This is a genomic window from Mesorhizobium sp. M1312 (assembly GCF_040318115.1).
GTDB lineage: Bacteria > Pseudomonadota > Alphaproteobacteria > Rhizobiales > Rhizobiaceae > Mesorhizobium.
The window spans coordinates 177718-196942 of record NZ_JAMYLQ010000003.1 but is presented as its reverse complement, the minus strand read 5'-3'; the positions used below and the strand labels follow the sequence as shown (position 1 = coordinate 196942).

Below are 19225 nucleotides of genomic sequence, written 5' to 3'. Positions count from 1 at the left end.
CATGGTGTTTCCGACTGGTCAGGGTTCACTGTATCCACTGGCAAAGAGGCGCAGGTCATAGGCCTCGGGATCACGACGAAAGATCAACGCGCCCTTCCGCTGGGATTTCTGTGGGACATAGTCGAGCGTAGCGCTGCTCTCCTCGACGACCTCATCGCCATTGCGGAGTTCACCTTTGATCTCGACAGCAGCAACTGATTTCCCCGCCCTGTTTGCGGCGGCGAACTCGACCACGTAGCCGCCCTCGGTGGCCGCGACCGCGAGCGGCAGCACAACGATCCGGGCGGTCCCATCGCGCGTGCTCAAGCCATCGACCACAAGATAGCTGAGCACGGCAAGCAGGGCTACCGAGCTTATCCCCGCCACGACCCACTCCGTGATCGAAGTCCCGGGTTTGCGTGTCATTCCTTTGTTGTCGGACTGCTGCTTCTGTTGCTTGTCGCCTTTTGCGGGATTCTTTGTCACAGAATGAGCCTCGCAACCGCCGCGCCGAGCGCACCGGGGAACGACAGAACCACGACTGCACTGAGTGTCTCCGAAAAGCCGGCGCCATCGGTCCTGCCGAAGGTCCACAGGATATAAAGGTTCACAAGCATCACCAGGACATAGCCGACGATCGCATAGCGAAAGAAAATGCTGGCGAATCCAGCGCCTGGCTCGGGACTGTGCGAGCCGCGGAATTCGAACTCATAGACGAAGGCGTGCATGAGAGCGAGGGTGACCACCACCAGAGCGATTTCCTGCCAGGGGTGCATCTTGTAAGCGATGAGGACGACCTCCTCCGTTGGTGCGATGTTCACCGATAGAAACAGAGCTCCGACCACCATTAGGAACAGCTCTCCGGTGTAGCCGGGCTCGGGAATGTCCTCCTCCTCCAACAAACTCGGGCCAAGCTGAGCGCGCGCCAAAGATGCTCCGAGACTGCCTGGGACAACCTGCACCGCTATTTTGCCAATCACCTCCCGTAGCGGCATTTCGACGGTCACGATGCCGAAAATAAAAAACACCGCAGTAGCCGCCACAGCGGCCACAAGTATCGCCACAAAAGCATCGGCGACGCGGTCGCGGAGCGCCACCGTCTGGCGAAAGCCTCCATACTTGTGCAGCAGCACCAGCATTGGCAAAGTGATAGCGAGGAACAAGGCGAGCCGCAGTGGGTGAAGGTGAAAGCCCAGCGCCCAAGCTTCCATGGTCATCAGCACCGGGACGGCGAAAATCAACGCTCCGGCAAAGGCGCGCCCAAGACCAATCCAGAACTCACGCGGCGTTGGCGCATGCCTGACGATGATTTCAGTTGGCGCCACGTCCGCTCCCTCAGAGATAACCTGCGGGGAATAATGTTTCCTGCGCGATCTTGTTCCGGACCACTGCATCTTCGATCGTCAAACGGCGCAGCGATGTTCAAACCCAGACCAAACCTGTTGGGAACTCGCGAGCCAGCTTTTCCGTTCGAACTCTCGATCGAAATACAACGCAAAGCCGTCACAGCGTCTGGAGTGAAATCATGAAATCGCAGCTCGTCGCTGAAAGCGCCGGACAAAGGACGTTCGTGGTGGTGCTTGTTCCCGGCGAGGAAGCGTTCGCGGTGCTCACAGCTTTCGCGGTCGATCAGGATATTGGCGGCGCCTCGCTGACCGCGCTCGGCGCCTTCGAAAAGGCGACTGTCGGCTGGTTCGACATCGAGCAAAAAGCGTATCGGAAAATCCCGGTGCTGGAACAGTGCGAGGTGCTCAGCGCGATCGGCGATGTTGCGGTGGGCGACGACGGCAAGCCCAGTCTTCACATCCATGCGGTGCTCGGATTGCGCGACGGCACGACTCGGGGCGGACATCTGCTCGAAGGCATTGTTCGGCCGACACTCGAAGTCACATTGGTGGAAGCGCCTGGCCACCTGCGCCGCAGGAAACGTCCGGAACTCGGCATCGCTTTGATCGATCTGGATGCCTGAGGCCGAACACGGATCAGGCCAGGTCCGCTGAATTGCGATCCGGGCCGATTATCCTTTTTGTTTGATTTGTTCAACGTCCGCGGGGACCTCGGGTGCGGCCTCCCAGCCGAACACGCTGCGGCCGCCGAGCAGATGCGACTGATCGAACTCTCCGGCAACGATTTCCTTCAGGCTGGGGCCTGTGACATAGCGTTCGACCTGCCGTGACTGGTCGTCGAGCCGCTTTAAGGCGCCGATTTCTTCGTCGCGGCCGAGCTTGGCCTTGTGGACGGCCGACTTCAGCACGCCGATCGTCTCGTCATAGACCTTCAGCGGCACAGGGAATGGGTGCCTGTCCTTGCCGCCATGCGCCAGCGAGAAGCGTCCGGGATCGGAAAAACGGCACGGCGCGCCGTGCAGCACCTCGGCGACCAGCGCCAGCGCCCGCACCGTGCGCGCACCGACGCCGGGGACCAGGAGAAGTTCGGAAAAATCGGCGGGACCACGCTCGGCAGCCGCAGCCATGTTGCCATGAAGACGGCGCATGACGACATCGCTTTCGCGAACGTCGTGGTGCGCAGGCATGACCAGGTGCGGCAGCATCGGCTGCTCGGGCTCCGGTTCTGTAGTCACGTCACGCTCGAGCGCGGCAAACTCCCTCAGGATGCGATCCGGTCCGAGGTCCTGCAGCAACTCCAGCTGCCCCTTGCGCGAAGCGTCGGCGCGGCGGTCGGTCAGATTGACAATCTCGCCCTGGTTGGCGCCCTCGATGGCGGCATGCGGCTGGTCGACGAAGCTCTTCAGGCCTTCGGACAGCCAATGATAGCGGCGCGCCACCTTGCTGTCGCCGTTCATGCCCTGCTGCACCACGACCCAGTCGCCGTCATCGGTCACGATGAAGCCATGCAGATAAAGATCGAAGCCGTCCTGAACGGCGGCGCTGTCAACCTTGGCGACGAGCCGGCTGGCCGTCGCCAGGCCTGCTCCGTCGAAGCCGACGCGCTCGCCGATGACGGCAAGCTCGTGCGGGGTCTTGCGCGAATGCGCGCCGCGGCCGCCGCACACGTGAACACCGAGCTCGCCGGAGAGCGGAGCCAACCCACGTTTCAGGGCGCCGATGACGCTGGTCGTAATGCCGGAAGAATGCCAGTCCATTCCCATGACGGTGCCAAACGACTGGAACCAGAAAGGATGCGCCAACCGGCGCAGCAGCTCCTCGCGGCCGTAATGGTGAATGATCGCCTCGCACATGACCGCGCCAAGGCGCGTCATCCGGTCGCCGAGCCATTTCGGCACGCGTCCGCCATGAAGTGGAAGGTCTGCGCTTCCCGATCGTTGTGCCAAATCTTCCTGCCTGTTGCCGATCTATGCCTTGCGCTCAACAGATAGGTATCGAAAGCGGCGTGAAGAAGCGATGATGTCCTGTTTCAAGCTGCCGATGCCCGATCCGAATTCCTTTGCCGGCCTTGGGACCGACGATCGTCTCAAGATCTTCACGGTCCGCCGCCTTCCAGATGAGCGCCAACACAGCGTGGCGTTCGCGCGGTATCACCAGATTGACCCGTTGGCGGCGTTTTGCCGGTTACCGATCGGCGGGATTCCCGACTGCTGGATCGCGCCGCCTTGAATATCTTCCCACACGCGGCAGATCGTCACGAAATTCCACCCACGGCAGCTTCATGTCCCAATAGGCATGAGCCTGCGGCGCAAAACGTTCGGGGTGGTCGAAGAAGCCGATCGTCACATAGAGTTCTTCGGGAAGCCCTTGGTCGAGATAGGCTATGGATGTCCCGCAATCGGCGCAGAAGGTGCGGAGCACGCCTCGCGTCCCTGAGAACGTCTTCGGCGTGCCGGTGAGCAATCTGAATTGGGCCGGTCGATAGCCGACCCAGACCGTCAGCGGGCTCCCTATGGCCTTGCGGCAATCGTCGTCGTGATCGGAGCAAATCCAGAACGGGTCGCCATGCATCTCAGCCCTTATCGAACCGCAAAAACAGGAGCCAGTCTCGATCCTGCTCATCGAACTATCGCTTCTGATCGAGGCGACCGTTGCGGGTGCAGAGTCCGCAGGGTGATCGAATAGCGGTGCTCGGAAAGCGGCGGGATGCTGTGCTGCCATTCGGTGCGCGCCGGTCCCGTCATCAGGTAAGCCGACCTTGGCTCGAGGATGATGGTCTGGCGATCCCATCCAGCGCCGTTCTTCCGGCGGAGCCGAAAGCTGCATGGCGCAAGAAGGGATACGCCGGCCACGGCATCGAAATGCGGCTTGTCGCGATGCCAGCCGATACCCGCGCCGGGTCGGTACTCGTTGATCAAAACCTGCACGAAAGCATCGGCGGGCAGCCGCGCAAATGCTGCCACCTTCTCCCTCAGCGGCATCAGAAAAGCAGGCATCGCCGGCGCCTCGACGACTTTGCGCTGGTCAAAATCGTAGCGCAGGCCAAAACCGGCGACGCGCCGGTTTGCGAGATGGCCATGAAAGTCGAAAGGCTGGAAGGCGAGACTTTCGAGCTGCCGCACCAGTTCAGCCTCTTCCTCCGCCGTGATCAGCTCCGGCTGAAAGTGAAATCCTTCCGGCAGATCGTTGGGCGCACGAAACAGGTCGCCTTGGCCAGCGAATTCCGGCTGCTTGGTTTTAAGCGATGGCATCAACCCTAATTGGTGAAGCCGGCCGGCGGCGGCAAGACCTTGGAGGCGTCGAGCCGGCTTGATCATCGCCCCATATCTTTGCACGAGACGGAACCTGGCCTGCCGGGGCGGGTTATTGCCCAGACGCGTCGAGTGTTGGGGTCGAGTGTTGGGAAATGCCTTCAGCTGCTATCCAACGTATGATTACGATCCGGCGACGAGGACTCTCTCCGTATGGTTCGTCCCAAGCGGATATCGCTACGATTATCACGACGTGCCGCCGCAGACCTATGCTGCATTCCGCAAAGCCTCGTCAAAAGGCCGGTTCTTCAACGCGTTCATTCGAGACCGGTATAGCTATCATCTGGTCGAGCAGAGCCAGTCGGGGTGACCACCTCGTGCCCTTGCCGCGCGTATTGCATCCGGGAGAATCCGGTCGGTCGGCCGATCCCTCATTGCGCCGGCGGCGTACCGGGTTGATCGCCGCCCGTGGTCGTCTTCGGCGTCGGATCCTTGTCGACCTCGGGATTTTGGTCGACGGTGTTGGTGTTGCTCTGTGTCGGTTCCGTGCTGCTGGTGCTGTCCTGGGTCGGTTCGGCCTCGTTGCTGCAGCCCGCTAAAGCCAGAGCTGCAACCAGAGCCGACAAAAACGACAGTCTCGTCAATGATAGTCTCGTCATGGCCAACCGCTCCCTTCCTGCTCGACAACGGCGGGTCGTGAATTTGGTTGCAGCGGAACGGTTGTCTGGTTGATCAGGACCTTCTCATCGGCGTGTAAGCCAAGGAACAAATCCGCGCGCCGCCACGTTGCATTTCCAGTGCAATGTTTGTGACAGTGAGGCTGTTGTCTTGGCGCCGAGAGCAAATTGGAAGGGCTTCCTGAAAATTGGAGAACTTAGCTGCCCAGTCGCGCTTTACACGGCAGCTTCCACCTCAGAGCGGATCGCCTTCCACACGATTAACCGCGCCACGGGCCATAGGGTGCATCGCGCGTTCGTCGACAGCGATAGCGGCAAACCCGTCGAGAAGGACGATCAGGTCAAAGGCTATGAGATCAGCTCGGGTGAGTATGTCGTGCTCGAACCCGATGAGGTCGCAGCCGCCGTCCCCGAGAGCGACAAGACGCTGTCGGTCTCGGCCTTCATCGGCTGTTCCGATGTCGACGACGTGTATTTCGACAAGCCATATTACCTCGCCCCGCCGGACAAACACGCGGAAGAGGCATTCGGGCTGATCCGCGAAGGCATGCGCAGGAAGAAAGTCGCTGCGATCGCCCAGACCGTCCTGTTTCGGCGCGTCCGGACCCTGCTCATCCGCGCCTATGACGAAGGCCTGGTCGCAACGACGCTGAACTTCGACTACGAGGTGCGCTCGGCAGAGGAAGCCTTCGACAACATTCCCGATATGAAGATCGAGGGCGAGATGCTCGAACTGGCCGAACACATCATCAAGACCAAGAAGGGCAAATTCGATCAGACCAAGTTCGACGACCGTTATGAGGCGGCGCTGGCTGAGCTTGTGAAGGCAAAGCTCGAAGGCAAGAAGATCGCCGTTCCGAAGCCGGCCAAGCGGGAGAAGGTCGTCGATCTTATGGATGCGCTGCGCCAGAGTGCCGGCGTTGGCGGCAAGCAGCCCTCGACAAGAAAGCCTGCGGCAAAGTCAAAGCCGGCGCGCCACGCAAAGGCGAAGCAGACGGCGCCGCGTCGGAAGGCCGGCTGACCGATGGCGCTCGATACCTACCGCAAGAAGCGCAATTTTTCCGTTACCCCGGAGCCGCAGGGGCGCAGGGCGCCCGGGACCGGCAACAGCTTCGTGATACAGAAGCATGATGCCACCCGGCTCCATTACGATTTTCGTCTCGAAATGGACGGCGTCCTGAAGAGCTGGGCTGTCACAAAAGGGCCGAGCCTGATCCCCGGCGAGAAGCGCCTTGCCGTCCATGTCGAGGATCATCCTTTGGAATATGGCGGTTTCGAAGGCACCATCCCGAAAGGCGAATATGGCGGCGGCACCGTTATTTTGTGGGACAGAGGCACTTGGTCGCCGATCGGCGACGCGCATCGCGGCTATGCGAAAGGCCATCTCGATTTCGAACTTCACGGCGAGAAGCTTGGCGGCCGCTGGCATCTTGTGCGAATGGCCGGAAAGCCGCGGGAGAAGCGCGAGAACTGGCTGCTGATCAAAGGCGACGATGACGCCGCGCGCACGGAAGGTGATCCCGACATTCTGGACGAGCGGCCGGAATCCGTCGCGACCGGCCGCAAGATCGAGGACGTCGCCGGCGAAGAGCCCGGCTGGTCGTCCAAGACGGGGCGCATTCGGAAGCGCCGCGGCGGCCGCACGGGGGCAACTCAACCAGAAGAGCGGCCTGCAACCGTAAGCGTTCCCGAACCGTCAAAGATCAAGGGTGCCAAGAAGGCAGTGCTTCCCGATTTCGTCGAGCCGACGCTGGCGACCCTGGTGTCGTCCGCGCCGTCCGGCGAACGCTGGCTGCACGAGATCAAATTCGACGGCTACCGGCTGCAGGCCAGGATCGAAGCCGGCCGGGTCAAACTGTTGACGCGGAGCGGTCTCGACTGGACGAAGAAATTCGGAAAGGCGATCGTTTCGGCGCTGGCCGATATCCCTGTCGGGACGGCGCTGATCGACGGTGAACTCGTGGTCGAGACATCCGCCGGCGCATCGGATTTCTCCGAGCTGCAGGCCGATCTCAGCGAGGGTCGCAGTGACCGCTTTCGCTTGTACGTCTTCGATCTGCTCCATCTCGACGGATACGATCTGCGCGACGTTGCGTTGATCAAGCGCAAGGAATTGCTGGAAAAGCTCATCGGCAGTGATAACGGCATTATCAGCTACAGCGGCCATTTTGAGGAGAATGGCGCCCTGGTCCTGCAACACGCCTGTCGGCTGAGCCTGGAAGGCGTTGTCTCCAAGCTTCGCGATGCGCCTTACCGCTCTGGCCGCAGCAAGAACTGGGTGAAGTCGAAATGCTCCGCGCGGCAGGAATTTGTCGTGGCCGGCTATGTCCCCTCGACAACGTCGCGCAACGCGATTGGTTCGCTTGTCCTTGGTGTCTATGACGACAGCAAGCTTCATCATGTCGGGCGCGTCGGCACCGGCTACACGGCTACGGTTGCCGAGAGCCTCTTCAAGAAGCTCGAGCGAATACGCGTTCCGTCAAGCCCGTTCGACGAACGGCTGACCGCGGAGGAGGCTCGGCAGGTCCGCTATGTCAGGCCGGAACTCGTCGCCGAAGTCGAGTTCCGGGCGTGGACCGCCGACGGCAATCTGCGCCACGCCTCGTTCCGCGGACTGCGTGAAGACAAGCCGGCGAAGGAGATCGTCCGCGAAGCGCCGAAGACGACCAAGGCAGCGCCCCTACCTCAGCGCCGGACCGTCAAGCTCACCCATCCCGACCGCCTCTACTGGCCGGACCTGGGGGTGACCAAGGAAGGTCTGGCCGATTATTATGCCGAAGTCTGGCGCTATGCGTCGCCCTACATCGTCGGCCGCGCGTTAGCGCTGGTGCGATGCCCCAGCGGTATTTCGGGCGAGCAGTTCTTCCAGAAGCATGCCTGGAAGGGGCTCAACCCCAACATCGTGCTGGTCCACGATCCCAAGGATCCGCCTGACGAGCGGCTGATCAGCATCAATGATCTCGACGGGCTGATCGGTCTCGTCCAGTCGGCGGCGTTGGAGATCCACCCCTGGGGTTCGATGGTAAGCGATTGGGAGCGTCCGGACACGATCATCATGGACCTCGACCCTGGCGAAGGCGTGAGTTGGGAGGCGGTGATCGAAGCCGCCGTCGAGACCCGCAATCGACTGAGACGGGCAGGGCTTGTCCCCTTCATCAAGACCTCCGGCGGCAAGGGTCTGCACGTCGTGGCGCCATTGAAGCCAAAAGCGGAATGGCCTGTTGTAAAGGCGTTTACCAAGGCGATAGCCGACTCCATGGCCGCCGACAGTCCCAACCGCTACGTCTCGACCATCACCAAATCCAAACGGCGCGGAAAAATCCTCGTCGACTATCTGCGCAACCAGCGCGGTGCGACGGCGGTCGCACCCTATTCGACAAGAGCGCGACCCGGTGCGGCGGTGTCGATGCCGCTTGCCTGGGACGAGCTCGGACCCGGCATCGGACCGGCCTATTTTACCGTCGAGAACACGCCGACCCGGCTTGCCTCGCTGTCCTCGGATCCCTGGCAGGATTTCCGAGCGGCTGCAGCGCCGATCGACGACCGTGCAAACCGGCGCAAGAAAGCGGCTTGAAAACGGCATACGGAGCACGCACCGCAGGCACTCAGGCTATCTGCTCAAACGTGCATTGTTCCGGTGCCTTGTCCGGCCGCCAGCGCAGGAACTTGGTGCCATGCCGGAAACGGTCGCCGGTGACGTGATCGAAGCGTACTTCGACCACCAATTCGGGCCGGACCGGCTCCCATTCGCCGCTGCGCTCGGTGCTCCAGCGGCTCGGCCCGCCCGGCGCTTTGCCAGTAAAGCCGGGTGGCTGGCGCATCGCTTCGAGCTTGCGGGTAAGCTCGGCCCTGTCGTCCTTGGCAGTGGTCGAGGTGAAGCCGACGTGATCGAGCTTGCCGGCCTCGTTGTACAGACCCAGCAGCAAGGACCCGACCTGCGGACTGTTGCTGAGATAGCGGAAGCCGCCGACCACGCAATCGGCCGACCGCAACCGCTTTACCTTCACCATCGCGCGCACCCCCGGTTGGTACGGACCGTCCAGCCGCTTGGCGACCACGCCGTCTGTCGCCCCATGTCCGGCAGCCCCTAGCCAGGAGCGGGCCTCCTTCACATCGCGCGTACAGTGCGAAAGCACGATGTTCCTGCGGTTTGCCGAAGCGACGAAAGCCTCAAGGATCGCTCGCCGTTTTTTCAGGGTCCGCGCCAACCAGACGGTTCCGTGCTCGTCGCAGAGCATATCGAACAGGACGATGTGCGCCGGGGTTTCGGCGGACAGCTTGCGGATCCTGCTCTCGGCGGGATGAAGCCGCATCTGGAGCGCGTCGAACGAAAACTTGCCGTCGACCGAGATGACGATTTCACCGTCGACGACAAAACGCCGCGACGGTAGTTCCTTCAATGTCGCGACGAGTTCGGGAAAATAGCGTCCGAGCGGCTTGCCTGACTTTGCGCGCAACTCCACCGCATCATCCTGCCGAAATGCCAGGCAGCGAAAACCATCCCATTTGCGCTCGTATTGCCATCCGTCTCCTTCGGGGATCGCATCGGCCGCCTTGGCCTCCATCGGCGGCGTATCGAGCGGCAGGAGGAAATCGTGGGTCATCGGCGGGTGCTGTCCAAAGCAGGATCGCGGGGTATGACCTTCATTGTGCTGCCTTTGTCCCCAGCCCAGCTGCTCCCAGGCGCTTATTTCCGCTTTCCGGCCTCCGAGCCGATGCTCTTGCGCAGCGCATCCATGATGTTGATCACGTTGCTTGGCGGTTGCTCTGCCTTGGCCTTCGCCTTGGCCGGGCTCTTCTTGCCCTTCTTCTTCGAGGCAATGATCTCCAGCAGCCGCGCCTGGACGGGATCTCCGGTCATGGCGGGATCCCACTGCTTGGTTCGCTCATCGATCAAGGTCGAGACCATATCCATCAGTTTCGGGTCGGGTTGGGCGTCTTCGATCTTGCCGAAATAATCCTCGGGATCGCGAACCTCGTCGCCATAACGCAGTGTCCACAGCACGATGCCCTTGCCTCGTGGTTCAAGCATGACGGCGCGCTCGCGGCGGTACATGACCAGTCGCGATATTCCGACTGTCCCTGTCGATTTCATTGCGTCGCGAATGACCGAGAATGCCTCCTCCCCGACCGGATCGTCGGGGGTGAGATAGTGGGGCTTGTCGTACCAGATCCAGCCGATGCTGTCGGCATCGACGAACATGTCGATGTCGATGGTACGCGTGCTCTCCAGCGCGACCGCGTCGATCTCATCGTCCTCGAGCAGCACGTATTCGTCCTCGCCGCGCTGGTACCCCTTCACCTCGTCGTCTTCAGCAACGGGCTTGCCGCTGACGGCATCGACATATTGGCTGACCACCCGATGCCCGCTCTTGCGATTGAGCGTATGGAACCGGACCTTTTCGCTCTCGGTGGTAGCGGGCGTCATCGCGACCGGACAGGTCACGAGCGAAAGCTTGAGATAGCCCTTCCAGAAAGGACGTGGCGCCATCGAGGACCCCGGCAGGTTTAAAACAGTCGAACGCATCAAGGTGATCGATTGTTCCAGCAGCGTTTTTTTCGCGCCCAAGGCTCGCAGCCAAGAATCCATCATTTTTCCGGTCCGAGAAGGAACCGATGAGCGCAGCGCAGTTCGGGACAGACAAACAGCCCTGCGGCAGCAAGGACCATTTTAATGTCGGAAGCGATCCCGATTGCGATCGGCGCTCCATTGTCGGGAAATGCGGCAGCGCTTGGCGCCGAGATGAAGCAGGCGATCGAGCTCGCGGTCGAGGAGCAGAACGCCGACGGCGGCATTGCGGGCTTTCCGATCATGGTTGAGGGTGCGGACGATCAGGGAAAGGTCGAGACCGGGCGGCAAGTGGCGGACGAGTTTTGCAACCGGCCGGATCTGCTTAGCGTCGTTGGCCACTATAACAGCAATGTCACCATCGCTGCGGCGGAGATCTATGCGCCCACGACCTTGCGATGATCACGCCGATCGCTTCCGACACGGCGCTCACCGAGCGGTCTCTGCCGAATGTCTTTCGCTTCACCAACCGCGACGACCAGACCGGAGCAGCCATTGCCCGTCATCTCCACGACACCATGGGCAAGCGCCGCGCCGTCCTGGTCGAAACCGAAACGATGTACGGCCACAGCATGGGTATCGCGTTCTCGCGGGCATTTCTGTCGCTTGGGGGGACGCATCGCGGAACGCGAACGGTTCGGGGGGAGCCGCGATTTTGACCCGCTGGTCGCATCTCTGCGGGCCGATTTCGATCTGCTGTTCTACGGCGGCAGTTTCGAGGGTGCCTCCATCCTGCGAGCGATGCGCCGTGCAGGTCTCGACCAACTTTTTGCCAGCGGTGACGGCTGTTGGGACGCGGTGAATTTCCTTGAGCCTGCAGGAGAAACCGCAACATTTGGCGAAGGCGTTCTTGTGCTGTCCGCCACGCCCGAAGTGGGTAGGGTCGCTGGTTCAAGCGATTTCGCCGCGCGCTATGCGGCGCTGTTCGGACCGATCGGCAACTATGCCGTGAATTCCTACGACTCAGCTCGCGTGCTGATCGCTGCAATCAAGAACGCGATCACTGAATCCAAAGGAATTCCGAGCCGGCGCGAGGTTCTGACTGCGATGCGGAAGCTCCGCTTCAAAGGCATTGCCTATAGCGATCCCGTGCAGTGGGACGAAAAAGGCGACAACCTGGCCGCCGTCACAGCGCTCAATGTCGTGGAAAATGGCCGATTTCGACAGGTTGCCGAAATCCCGCAGACGCAAGGGACCCGATAGAGGCGGCCTCACGACGGCCGCGGCAATTTTTACCAAGGTGAGATGAAACAATTGCCTCCGATCGCCGTTTCGCCAGCAAGGCGAATTGGCGAGGGCGATGAATGCAATCGGCCCGGATGTTTTCGACAAGACGCTGCAGACCGCAAGCATCTAGGCACGAGCAGCTACGCGCCGATGCCAGGTCCCGTCCTTGGAACGGTGAGGGCAATGATCTTTGACGCGCCGAGATTCAGGGATCGAACGGATGCGGGGCGCCAGCTTGCCGCCGCCTTGACCGGGTTCGCGGCAACCGATCCTCTGGTGCTGGCGCTGCCGCGCGGCGGAGTGCCGGTCGGCTTTGAAATGGCGAAGGCACTCCGTGCTCGGCTCGACGTGCTGCTTGTGCGCAAGATCGGCGCACCGGGCCATCCCGAATATGGCATCGGAGCGGTCGTCGATGGGGAAAATCCGCAGCTCGTCCTCAACGAGAAGGCGATGGCTTTGGTCCAGCCGTCAGACGATTACGTCGAAGCAGAGAAACGGCGGCAACTCCTCGAAATAGAACGCCGCAGAAACCTCTATCTCGGCAGCAGGCCTGCGGCTTCGGTCCTGGGCCGGACCGTCATCGTCGTCGACGACGGCATAGCGACCGGAGGCACGGTCAGAGTGGCACTCAAGGCGTTAAGGAAGGATCGGGCCGCGCATGTCATCTTGGCCGTTCCGGTAGCACCCCAGGATACGCTGGACCTGATAAAAGCCGATGTGGACGAAGTGGTCTGTCTCGCCACGCCCGAGCCGTTTGTTGCGGTGGGCCGGTACTATGAGGATTTCGCGCAGACCACGGACGCGGAGGTGATCCGGCTGCTGCGTGAGGCAGAGCAGTTCGAGAGCAAATCGTCGATGCGATCTGCCGGTTAGAGCGGGATGTTTAGCTGAAGCATTCCGCTCTAACGAACTCAATGGCCAAATCGCGCCATCCGATTGAGCCGCTTTTCAGTGGCGAATGGGCCTGAACCATACCGCGCCCCTCCCCTTGAGCTCGTCAGCACCCTGAAAGGCAGGCCGAGGGGCACACCACCGCGCCCATACAGAGTGAGCCGTCAGTCTCGCAAACGATTGGCAGCGTGATCCTGGCGCTGCTCTGTTGCGACCTGCTTGGAATCCAGACCACGTTCCTTCGTATGCTGAGCCTTGTCGCGGTTGGACAGGATTTGGTTTTCTTCGAGCTTATCCTTTGGGGTCGTTGTCATGGCACCTGTACCAGAACCTTTTCCCCGTGCACCCGCTCCGATGTGCTTCTTGCTACCTTTTGCCATAGGCTTGCTCCAGTTCTTAATCGTCGGGACGTTTCTTGTGATGAACGCTCTCCTGATTTTCTCCGCGAAGGACGTTGCGGTCGTCAGGGTCAACGAGGTCGGGTGTCTTGGACCTGATTTCCGGTCCCTTGCGCAGCGCTTCGCGTTCTGCTGCTGATCGCTTCAGATCCGCCTCTGCGTCGAAATCCTTGCCGGCGCCCTTCGTGTTCTCCCGCTTTTCAATGATGCGCAATTGCTGCTCATGGGTCCTGCGTCCAGCCATTGGTTCCTCCAAAGTGCCTTAAGTTCGATTTGAGGCCCAGATCGTTGGCGGCAATCGTCGACTTCCCAGTGATTGCAGGTCCTTGCCGAAGCGGACCAATCGTGGCCGCCACGATCGGAGCCTGTCCTTATGGCGATAATGGCAGGGCGGCGGGATCGTTCCGAAATGGCGGTCGAATAAACCGTCCATCGCTCATCGACTCCGGGCTGCTCATCCGCATCTGCCATGATCCGTCAATCTTTCTCCTCCTCCTTGCGGTACAAGCGCTCGGTCGCCCGCTCGCTCTCCCTGCGTTCTGCGGGACCGCGACGGCGTTGTGTGAGGAGTGCGTAGGCGATCAGGATTGCCAGTATCAGGGGACCGCCTGCAACGACGAGCAACCACATGCTGTTCTCAAACATCGACCATCTCCTTCCCCTAACAACCGAGAAGGCGCCGTAACCGTTCCTGGGCTCTGCGAAATGGAACCCCTGTTCGCTGGGCAAAAGGTGAGGAGCAGGCTCAAATCCGGCGCGATTGCCCGGGATTGCGAGTTCGCGATCCCTTGCTTTGTGACGGCAGTTATGCTAGTAATTTGTTCATGGTGCTGATTTGCGCCAATGACCCGCCGCCGAGGCGGGTTTTTTGTTTCGGCGCTATCCCGCGCAGGGCTTCGAGTAGCCGTTGACGCGCGACTTGACCTCGCCGAGCCATTTCCGAGAAACCGAGATCTGCCTGAAGTCCAAACGCGGTCTCCTGCGGTTTTGCCAGGCAAAGGCCGAGGCCCCGCCCTCTCAGGCGGCGCTGCCCGCCTGCCGTTCCGATGGAACATCCCGGCATCTCCGTCGTTCGGCGACTGATCGCCGATGTCCACGTCTGACGCCCCACGCCGCAGCGAGAGCTGCAGGTCAGGACAAAGCATACCAAACACAGGAGGCAACCATGCCCAACACTGCCGAGATCCTTGTCGACACATTGATCGCCTGGGACGTGCGCGTGATCTTCGGCCTGCCGGGGGACGGCATAAACGGTATCATGGAGGCGCTGCGCACAAGGCAGGACAAGATCCGCTTCGTACAGGTGCGGCACGAGGAATCAGCGGCCTTCATGGCGACGGCCTACGCCAAATGGACCGGCAAACTCGGTGTCTGCCTCGCCACCTCGGGGCCGGGAGGCACTCACCTGCTTACCGGCCTCTACGACGCAAAACTCGACCAGGCGCCGGTCCTTGCCATAACTGGCATGCAATTTCACGACCTGATCGAGACGTTCACGCAGCAGGATGTCGATCTCACCCGTGTTTTCAGCGACGTCGCCATCTTCAACACGCAAGTGACCGACGCAGCGCATATGGAAAACGTTGCCGGCCTGGCCTGTCGTTCCGCGCTTGCGGGACGCGGCGTCTCCCATCTCTCGATAGCCAGCGACGTGCAGGAACAGGCCTCGGCAAAGCGCTCGCCCCGCAACCTCCCAAGACACACGCCCGACCGGTGGTTCGAAGGAGACAAGCGACCCGACGAAGCCCAACTTGCCCTTGCAGCTGATATTCTCAACACAGCCTCAAAGGTGGCGATACTCGCCGGGCGCGGTGCGCTGCATGCGCAGGCCGAACTCGAGAGGACGGCGGAACTCCTCGCCGCTCCCGTCGCCAAGGCTTTGCTCGGCAAAGCCGTCCTGCCGGAAGATCACCCGCACGTCATGGGCGGAATCGGAATATTGGGCTCGCTGACCTCGCAGGAGATCATGGAGGAATGCGAGGCGCTGCTGATCGTCGGCTCGACCTTCCCCTACATCGAATACTATCCCAAGCCGGGCAAGGCGCGCGGCGTGCAGATCGACCGCAACGCGCAGCGCATCGGCCTTCGCCATCCTGTCGAGGCCGGTCTCGTCGGCGATGCGGCCATCACGCTGCAATTGCTAAACGAAAGGCTGAAGCCTAAGCAGGACAGATCCTTTCTCGAAGATGCGCAACAGAGCCTACAGCGCTGGCGCAGGATGATGGCCGAGGCGGAAAGCCGGGACGACGTGCCGCTCAAGCCGCAACGCGTCGTCAAGGCGTTCGGCGACCGAATGCCGGCCAATGCGATCCTGGCTAGCGATTCCGGTCAGAACACCGAACTTGCCGCCCGTCATATCGATATCAAGGCAGGACAGGATTTCGCCGTCTCCGGCTCGCTGGCATCGATGGCCTGCGGGCTGCCCTATGCGATTGCCGGCGGGATTGCCTTTCCGGGCCGGCCGGTTTTCGCGGTTGTGGGCGATGGCGGGCTGGCAATGCAGCTTGGCGAATTTTCGACGGCCGTGCGTTACAAGATTCCGCTCAAGGTTCTGGTGATCAAGAACAACATGCTCAACCAGATCGCCTGGGAGCAGATGATGTTCCTCGGCAACCCGCAATTTGCCTGCGAACTCCAGCCGATCGATTTCGCTTTGGCCGCTGAAGCTATGGGGGGCATCGGCTACAGCGTCACCCGGCCTGAGGACGTCGATGGGGTCCTTGATGCCGCTTTTGCCGCGGAAGGTCCGGTGATCATAGAGGCGGTCGTCGACGCGTATGAACCTATGCTGCCGCCGCGCATGCCGGACGAATATCGCAAGAACATGCGCACAGCGCTGCGGCAAACGCCAGGCCGTAAAGAGATCGAAGCAAACCTCGCCCGGGAGCCGCTGAAGACAATGATGGGCTGACTGCAATTTCGCTGGCCGGTTCACTCCTTGACGTAGGCGCCTGGCTGGCGGCCGCTCTTCGGAGTCTTGGCGTCCTTGGAACGCTCAGCGATCGACGGACCGGCGCCGGATGTCTTTTCGGTCGCGGCACTGGGCGTGGACTGCCTGGGCGGGTTCTGCCCTTCGGACTGATGGGTTTTGTCCTCCACCTCGTCCCGTGTCAGGCCCATTCCACCGGCAGGTTTCTTGTTGCCGGCCGCCTCTTGGGAGAATTGATCAGACGCGTCCGCATCTTTCTTGGCCGGGTACTTGGTAGCACCATGTTCGTAGCGGGTCTCGTTTTCAGTCATGGCGTGTCTCCGATTGCCTCATGCATAGCGGTTAAACAGCCCTGTGACGGCCGGGTTCCAACTGCCGCCAGTGCTCGCCACTGGCGGCATATGCGACATCTGCAAACGGACGCGGCGCCCGCTGGCGCGGCTGCCGATATTCGGCAACGCTCAGGCGTCCTGCGGCAGTCAGGCCTCTTGCCATGGCGTGTGCAGGATATCGGCGCCCGGCTGCTCGTCGAACAGTACCGCGCAGCCGCGCTCCCACGCCACCGGCGACAGGGCGTTGGCCACGATTTCGTCCGGCGAGATGAAATCCCCGGCCAGCACCCGCAACTCTTCCACGGCTTTGGCCATCGACACCAATCGCCCGGCGGCGCGGCCGGTCGTGCAAGCGTTGATGACTGAAACGAGATCGATCATTTCGAAGTGGCCCATCCTAGGCCTCCGCAAACAGCGTCCCTTTCCGGCTATGAACGTTCTAGCGATCGACAATGTTCCCGGGCCTGGTCGAACGAAGTGAGCTTTCCGAACTTGCCGCAACCATTTGGCTTCAAGCGCGGTGCATCACATCGCCTTTCAGGTGTTGTCTATCCCGTCCTTGAGCTTGCTCAGGAATGCCACCAGAGCATCCTCCGGCCGATCGGCCTTCTCGGTCAGCATGTCGATACCCCAGCGTCCGAGGACCGCTTCCTGGACGACGCTCGGTTGCGGCATGAAGACGAACGATTTCGGACGGTTCTTTTCGTAGCCGGACCGGCGCCAGGTTTCCCAAAGCCGATACAGCAACAGGCGGATGTTCATGTCGGACATGCTGTAGCCGATGAACAGGATGGTGCGCCCCAGTGCGTCGGCACGAAACTTCACATCCAGCGGCGACTCGAACGAGAGCCGCTCGAAATAGTCGGACTCCGCCAGGACCAGAGATGCATCGTCGTCGAAATCGCCGTGGTATTTGATGATCTGGGTACCCTCGCCGTTCACCTTGGCGATATCCCTGGCATTGGCCACTTTTACGAACGGGCGGTCGTGGACTTCGAACGCAACCTCAAGGTTCCGATCATAGTTGGTGGTGTAGATGATGGGGAAATCGAGTGACACGATCAGCTTGTGGATCGCCGATCCCTTGACTTTTTCCCGCGAGACGCTCCATTCGCGATCCATCCAGCTGCGCAAGGGGCCGAGGCTCCCATGCTTCAGCCGGTAATATTCGGCAAGAGCCTGGTAGCTGGGTTCAGGCTTGTCGGCCATGTCGCGGTCGAGGCCGAGTTCATCCTCCATATGCTCGATGAGCTTTTCCCAGGACGGCAGGCCGACGCTCATCGACACCCCCGCCCCAACGAACAAGATCGCTCGTCGCTCTTTCACGGATTGAGCCAGTTGCTCGAGTGCAGACGGCATATCCAACTCACCAGGCAATGATCCAACACAACTGCGAAAGGCGTCCTCTGTTCCGGAGAGGCTCGGATCGCCGCCAAATGTGTCCAGCAAATGGGGTGTGCTCAGAAATGGGGTGTGTTCAGCAAATCGGGCGCAGACTGGAACCGCTGAGGCAGATTGAAGTTTGGTTGCCAGGGAGAGACTATGATGGCCGGACAACGAGATCAGACGCCTGCCAAAGCGAGAGGCGCTATTCAGGCCGGGGCAACGCAGGACAAGATCCCGGGGTTCGACCCTGCCGCCGCACCTGAAGCGACCGACGCCGAAGCGGCAGATGTGCCGAGCACTGTCGCCGAGGCTCGTCCACGGCGACAGCCAGAGTTCACCAATGAAGCAAGCTTCGCCAATGCGATGCGGCCGGTGGAAAGCAAGCCTGGTCTTCAGCCTGGCAAGAACTGGCCGGTGCTGGTGATTGCCGCAGTCGTTCTCGTAGCGGCCGCGGTCTTCGTAATAGCAGCCATTCTGGGCTAGCGAGGTACGTTTCCAGAGCTTATCGGCCCTCGAACATGAAACGGGCAGATATACGTGAGCCATCCCCCGTGAACTTCCGTAACGATCTGGCCGGATCCCCGCGCTGCCATGTCACGCCCAAAAGCATGTCAGTTCGGTGAGCGCCACGATGAACCTAGCCGATCTTGCCGAAGATCGAGCCGATGATGCCGCATGACGGCAGGCAGATGCCGAACAGCGCCGAGACCGTCTGGATGGCACCCAAATAAATCGATTCACCAATTCACAAGCCACTCATCATCAGTTTCCCGACCGCCAACTCGCTCGCGAAATAGCCGCTGTATCTGGGCACGCTATCGGGCATGTCCAGCACTCGACGGTGATAGAACATGTCGAACCGAACCGGTGGCAGCCGGGCATCGGGCTCGAAAGTGCTGGCCGGGATGAACATCACTTTGAACGGACCAAAGCCGGCAACCTCCACAACGGGCTTGCCGCAAGTCCGACAGACCCCGCGATTGAAGTTCGGCGGCGGACGGTATCTCTTGAATGAGATGTTGCCGGCGTTTTTCAGCACGACATCCTTGCCACGAACGGCGACCACATCCGCGAACGGTTTGCCGTTGAACGCCTGGCAGATCAGGCAGTGGCACCGGAATCTACCCTTTGGCGCAGTATGCACATCGAACGAGCAGGCGCCGCATTCGCAGGAGCCGCGTAGCGGCAACGTCGCGTCGCTGGTCATGTGCTGATGCTCCTGAGCTTGATTTGATGACGG

The 19225-nt window shown here is 61.1% G+C and carries 24 protein-coding genes; 9 read left to right on the top strand and 15 right to left on the bottom strand.

Translation table 11 applies throughout. The features are described 5' to 3' along the window. Window positions 1–18 precede the first annotated feature (18 nt). Both NKH36_RS06150 and NKH36_RS06145 read right to left on the bottom strand, forming a co-directional pair. A complete protein-coding gene (locus NKH36_RS06150; protein ID WP_502911982.1) occupies window positions 19–405 on the bottom strand; it encodes a TIGR02588 family protein in 387 nt (128 codons plus the stop codon). 56 nt (window positions 406–461) lie between these two features. After that, a complete protein-coding gene (locus NKH36_RS06145; RefSeq protein ID WP_502911981.1) occupies window positions 462–1289 on the bottom strand; it encodes a TIGR02587 family membrane protein in 828 nt (275 codons plus the stop codon). 215 nt (window positions 1290–1504) lie between these two features. On the opposite strand from NKH36_RS06145, the gene NKH36_RS06140 reads away from it, so the two are divergent. Then, window positions 1505–1948 (top strand): PPC domain-containing DNA-binding protein, encoded by a 444-nt coding sequence (locus NKH36_RS06140; protein WP_352958726.1) that lies wholly within the window; start codon window positions 1505–1507, stop codon window positions 1946–1948. A gap of 48 nt (window positions 1949–1996) precedes the next feature. Here the strand turns inward: NKH36_RS06140 and NKH36_RS06135 are convergent, their stop codons facing one another. From NKH36_RS06135 to NKH36_RS06125, 3 genes are all read right to left on the bottom strand, one after another. After that, entirely contained in the window at window positions 1997–3271 is a 1275-nt protein-coding gene (locus NKH36_RS06135) for a DUF763 domain-containing protein (RefSeq protein WP_352958727.1), read from the bottom strand. A gap of 238 nt (window positions 3272–3509) precedes the next feature. Next, window positions 3510–3947, bottom strand: a complete 438-nt coding sequence (locus NKH36_RS06130; protein ID WP_352958729.1) for a GFA family protein — start codon at window positions 3945–3947, stop codon at window positions 3510–3512. Further along, window positions 3944–4576 (bottom strand): alpha-ketoglutarate-dependent dioxygenase AlkB, encoded by a 633-nt coding sequence (locus NKH36_RS06125; protein ID WP_352958731.1) that lies wholly within the window; start codon window positions 4574–4576, stop codon window positions 3944–3946. Before NKH36_RS06125 ends, NKH36_RS06130 begins: the two co-directional genes overlap by 4 nt. A 145-nt stretch (window positions 4577–4721) precedes the next feature. On the opposite strand from NKH36_RS06125, the gene NKH36_RS06120 reads away from it, so the two are divergent. Continuing rightward, complete coding sequence (locus NKH36_RS06120) at window positions 4722–4946, top strand: KTSC domain-containing protein (protein WP_352958732.1); 225 nt, start codon at window positions 4722–4724, stop codon at window positions 4944–4946. A gap of 61 nt (window positions 4947–5007) precedes the next feature. Here NKH36_RS06120 and NKH36_RS06115 read toward each other — a convergent pair whose 3' ends face one another. Continuing rightward, window positions 5008–5235 carry a hypothetical protein gene (locus NKH36_RS06115; protein WP_352953576.1) on the bottom strand — a complete coding sequence of 76 codons (228 nt, stop codon included), beginning with the start codon at window positions 5233–5235 and terminating at the stop codon, window positions 5008–5010. 169 nt (window positions 5236–5404) lie between these two features. Here NKH36_RS06115 and ku (NKH36_RS06110) point away from each other — a divergent pair, with 169 nt between their 5' ends. Beyond that, window positions 5405–6274, top strand: coding sequence for a non-homologous end joining protein Ku (gene ku / locus NKH36_RS06110; protein WP_352958733.1), 870 nt, complete (start codon window positions 5405–5407; stop codon window positions 6272–6274). A 3-nt stretch (window positions 6275–6277) separates the two neighbouring features. Next, window positions 6278–8827: a DNA ligase D gene (gene ligD, locus NKH36_RS06105; RefSeq protein ID WP_352958735.1), complete on the top strand. Its 2550-nt coding sequence runs from the start codon at window positions 6278–6280 to the stop codon at window positions 8825–8827. Between the two features lie 31 nt (window positions 8828–8858). Here the strand turns inward: ligD and NKH36_RS06100 are convergent, their stop codons facing one another. Together NKH36_RS06100 and ku (NKH36_RS06095) are read right to left on the bottom strand one after the other, a co-directional pair. Further along, entirely contained in the window at window positions 8859–9857 is a 999-nt protein-coding gene (locus NKH36_RS06100; protein WP_352960761.1) for an ATP-dependent DNA ligase, read from the bottom strand. An 83-nt stretch (window positions 9858–9940) separates the two neighbouring features. Further along, entirely contained in the window at window positions 9941–10744 is an 804-nt protein-coding gene (ku, locus tag NKH36_RS06095; RefSeq protein WP_352958773.1) for a non-homologous end joining protein Ku, read from the bottom strand. Window positions 10745–10927: 183 nt separating this feature from the next. Between ku (NKH36_RS06095) and NKH36_RS06090 the strand changes: the two genes are divergently transcribed. From NKH36_RS06090 to NKH36_RS06080, 3 genes are all read left to right on the top strand, one after another. Beyond that, window positions 10928–11224, top strand: a complete 297-nt coding sequence (locus NKH36_RS06090; RefSeq protein ID WP_352958737.1) for an ABC transporter substrate-binding protein — start codon at window positions 10928–10930, stop codon at window positions 11222–11224. A gap of 93 nt (window positions 11225–11317) precedes the next feature. Continuing rightward, window positions 11318–12025 carry an ABC transporter substrate-binding protein gene (locus NKH36_RS06085; protein WP_352958738.1) on the top strand — a complete coding sequence of 236 codons (708 nt, stop codon included), beginning with the start codon at window positions 11318–11320 and terminating at the stop codon, window positions 12023–12025. 207 nt (window positions 12026–12232) lie between these two features. After that, window positions 12233–12922 (top strand): phosphoribosyltransferase, encoded by a 690-nt coding sequence (locus NKH36_RS06080; protein WP_352958740.1) that lies wholly within the window; start codon window positions 12233–12235, stop codon window positions 12920–12922. Between the two features lie 182 nt (window positions 12923–13104). On the opposite strand, the gene NKH36_RS06075 is transcribed toward NKH36_RS06080, so the two are convergent. The 3 genes from NKH36_RS06075 to NKH36_RS06065 all read right to left on the bottom strand — a co-directional run bounded on the left by NKH36_RS06075 (window position 13105) and on the right by NKH36_RS06065 (window position 13983). After that, the gene (locus NKH36_RS06075; RefSeq protein ID WP_127317242.1) at window positions 13105–13320 is read right to left on the bottom strand and encodes a hypothetical protein; all 216 of its coding nucleotides are present in this window, start codon (window positions 13318–13320) and stop codon (window positions 13105–13107) included. A gap of 16 nt (window positions 13321–13336) precedes the next feature. After that, entirely contained in the window at window positions 13337–13582 is a 246-nt protein-coding gene (locus tag NKH36_RS06070) for a hypothetical protein (RefSeq protein ID WP_352958742.1), read from the bottom strand. Between the two features lie 233 nt (window positions 13583–13815). After that, complete coding sequence (locus NKH36_RS06065; RefSeq protein ID WP_352958744.1) at window positions 13816–13983, bottom strand: hypothetical protein; 168 nt, start codon at window positions 13981–13983, stop codon at window positions 13816–13818. Window positions 13984–14503: 520 nt separating this feature from the next. Between NKH36_RS06065 and NKH36_RS06060 the strand changes: the two genes are divergently transcribed. Continuing rightward, a complete protein-coding gene (locus NKH36_RS06060; RefSeq protein ID WP_352958745.1) occupies window positions 14504–16249 on the top strand; it encodes a thiamine pyrophosphate-dependent enzyme in 1746 nt (581 codons plus the stop codon). 20 nt (window positions 16250–16269) lie between these two features. On the opposite strand, the gene NKH36_RS06055 is transcribed toward NKH36_RS06060, so the two are convergent. The 3 genes from NKH36_RS06055 to NKH36_RS06045 all read right to left on the bottom strand — a co-directional run bounded on the left by NKH36_RS06055 (window position 16270) and on the right by NKH36_RS06045 (window position 17958). Continuing rightward, entirely contained in the window at window positions 16270–16578 is a 309-nt protein-coding gene (locus NKH36_RS06055) for a hypothetical protein (protein ID WP_352958746.1), read from the bottom strand. Window positions 16579–16746: 168 nt separating this feature from the next. Continuing rightward, the gene (locus NKH36_RS06050) at window positions 16747–16995 is read right to left on the bottom strand and encodes a hypothetical protein (RefSeq protein ID WP_352958748.1); all 249 of its coding nucleotides are present in this window, start codon (window positions 16993–16995) and stop codon (window positions 16747–16749) included. 141 nt (window positions 16996–17136) lie between these two features. Further along, window positions 17137–17958, bottom strand: coding sequence for an SIR2 family NAD-dependent protein deacylase (locus NKH36_RS06045; protein WP_352958774.1), 822 nt, complete (start codon window positions 17956–17958; stop codon window positions 17137–17139). 186 nt (window positions 17959–18144) lie between these two features. Here NKH36_RS06045 and NKH36_RS06040 point away from each other — a divergent pair, with 186 nt between their 5' ends. After that, on the top strand, window positions 18145–18468 hold the full coding sequence (locus NKH36_RS06040) for a hypothetical protein (RefSeq protein ID WP_352958750.1): 324 nt from the start codon (window positions 18145–18147) through the stop codon (window positions 18466–18468). A 262-nt stretch (window positions 18469–18730) separates the two neighbouring features. Here NKH36_RS06040 and NKH36_RS06035 read toward each other — a convergent pair whose 3' ends face one another. Beyond that, the gene (locus NKH36_RS06035) at window positions 18731–19192 is read right to left on the bottom strand and encodes a GFA family protein (protein WP_352958752.1); all 462 of its coding nucleotides are present in this window, start codon (window positions 19190–19192) and stop codon (window positions 18731–18733) included. Window positions 19193–19225: the final 33 nt, after the last annotated feature.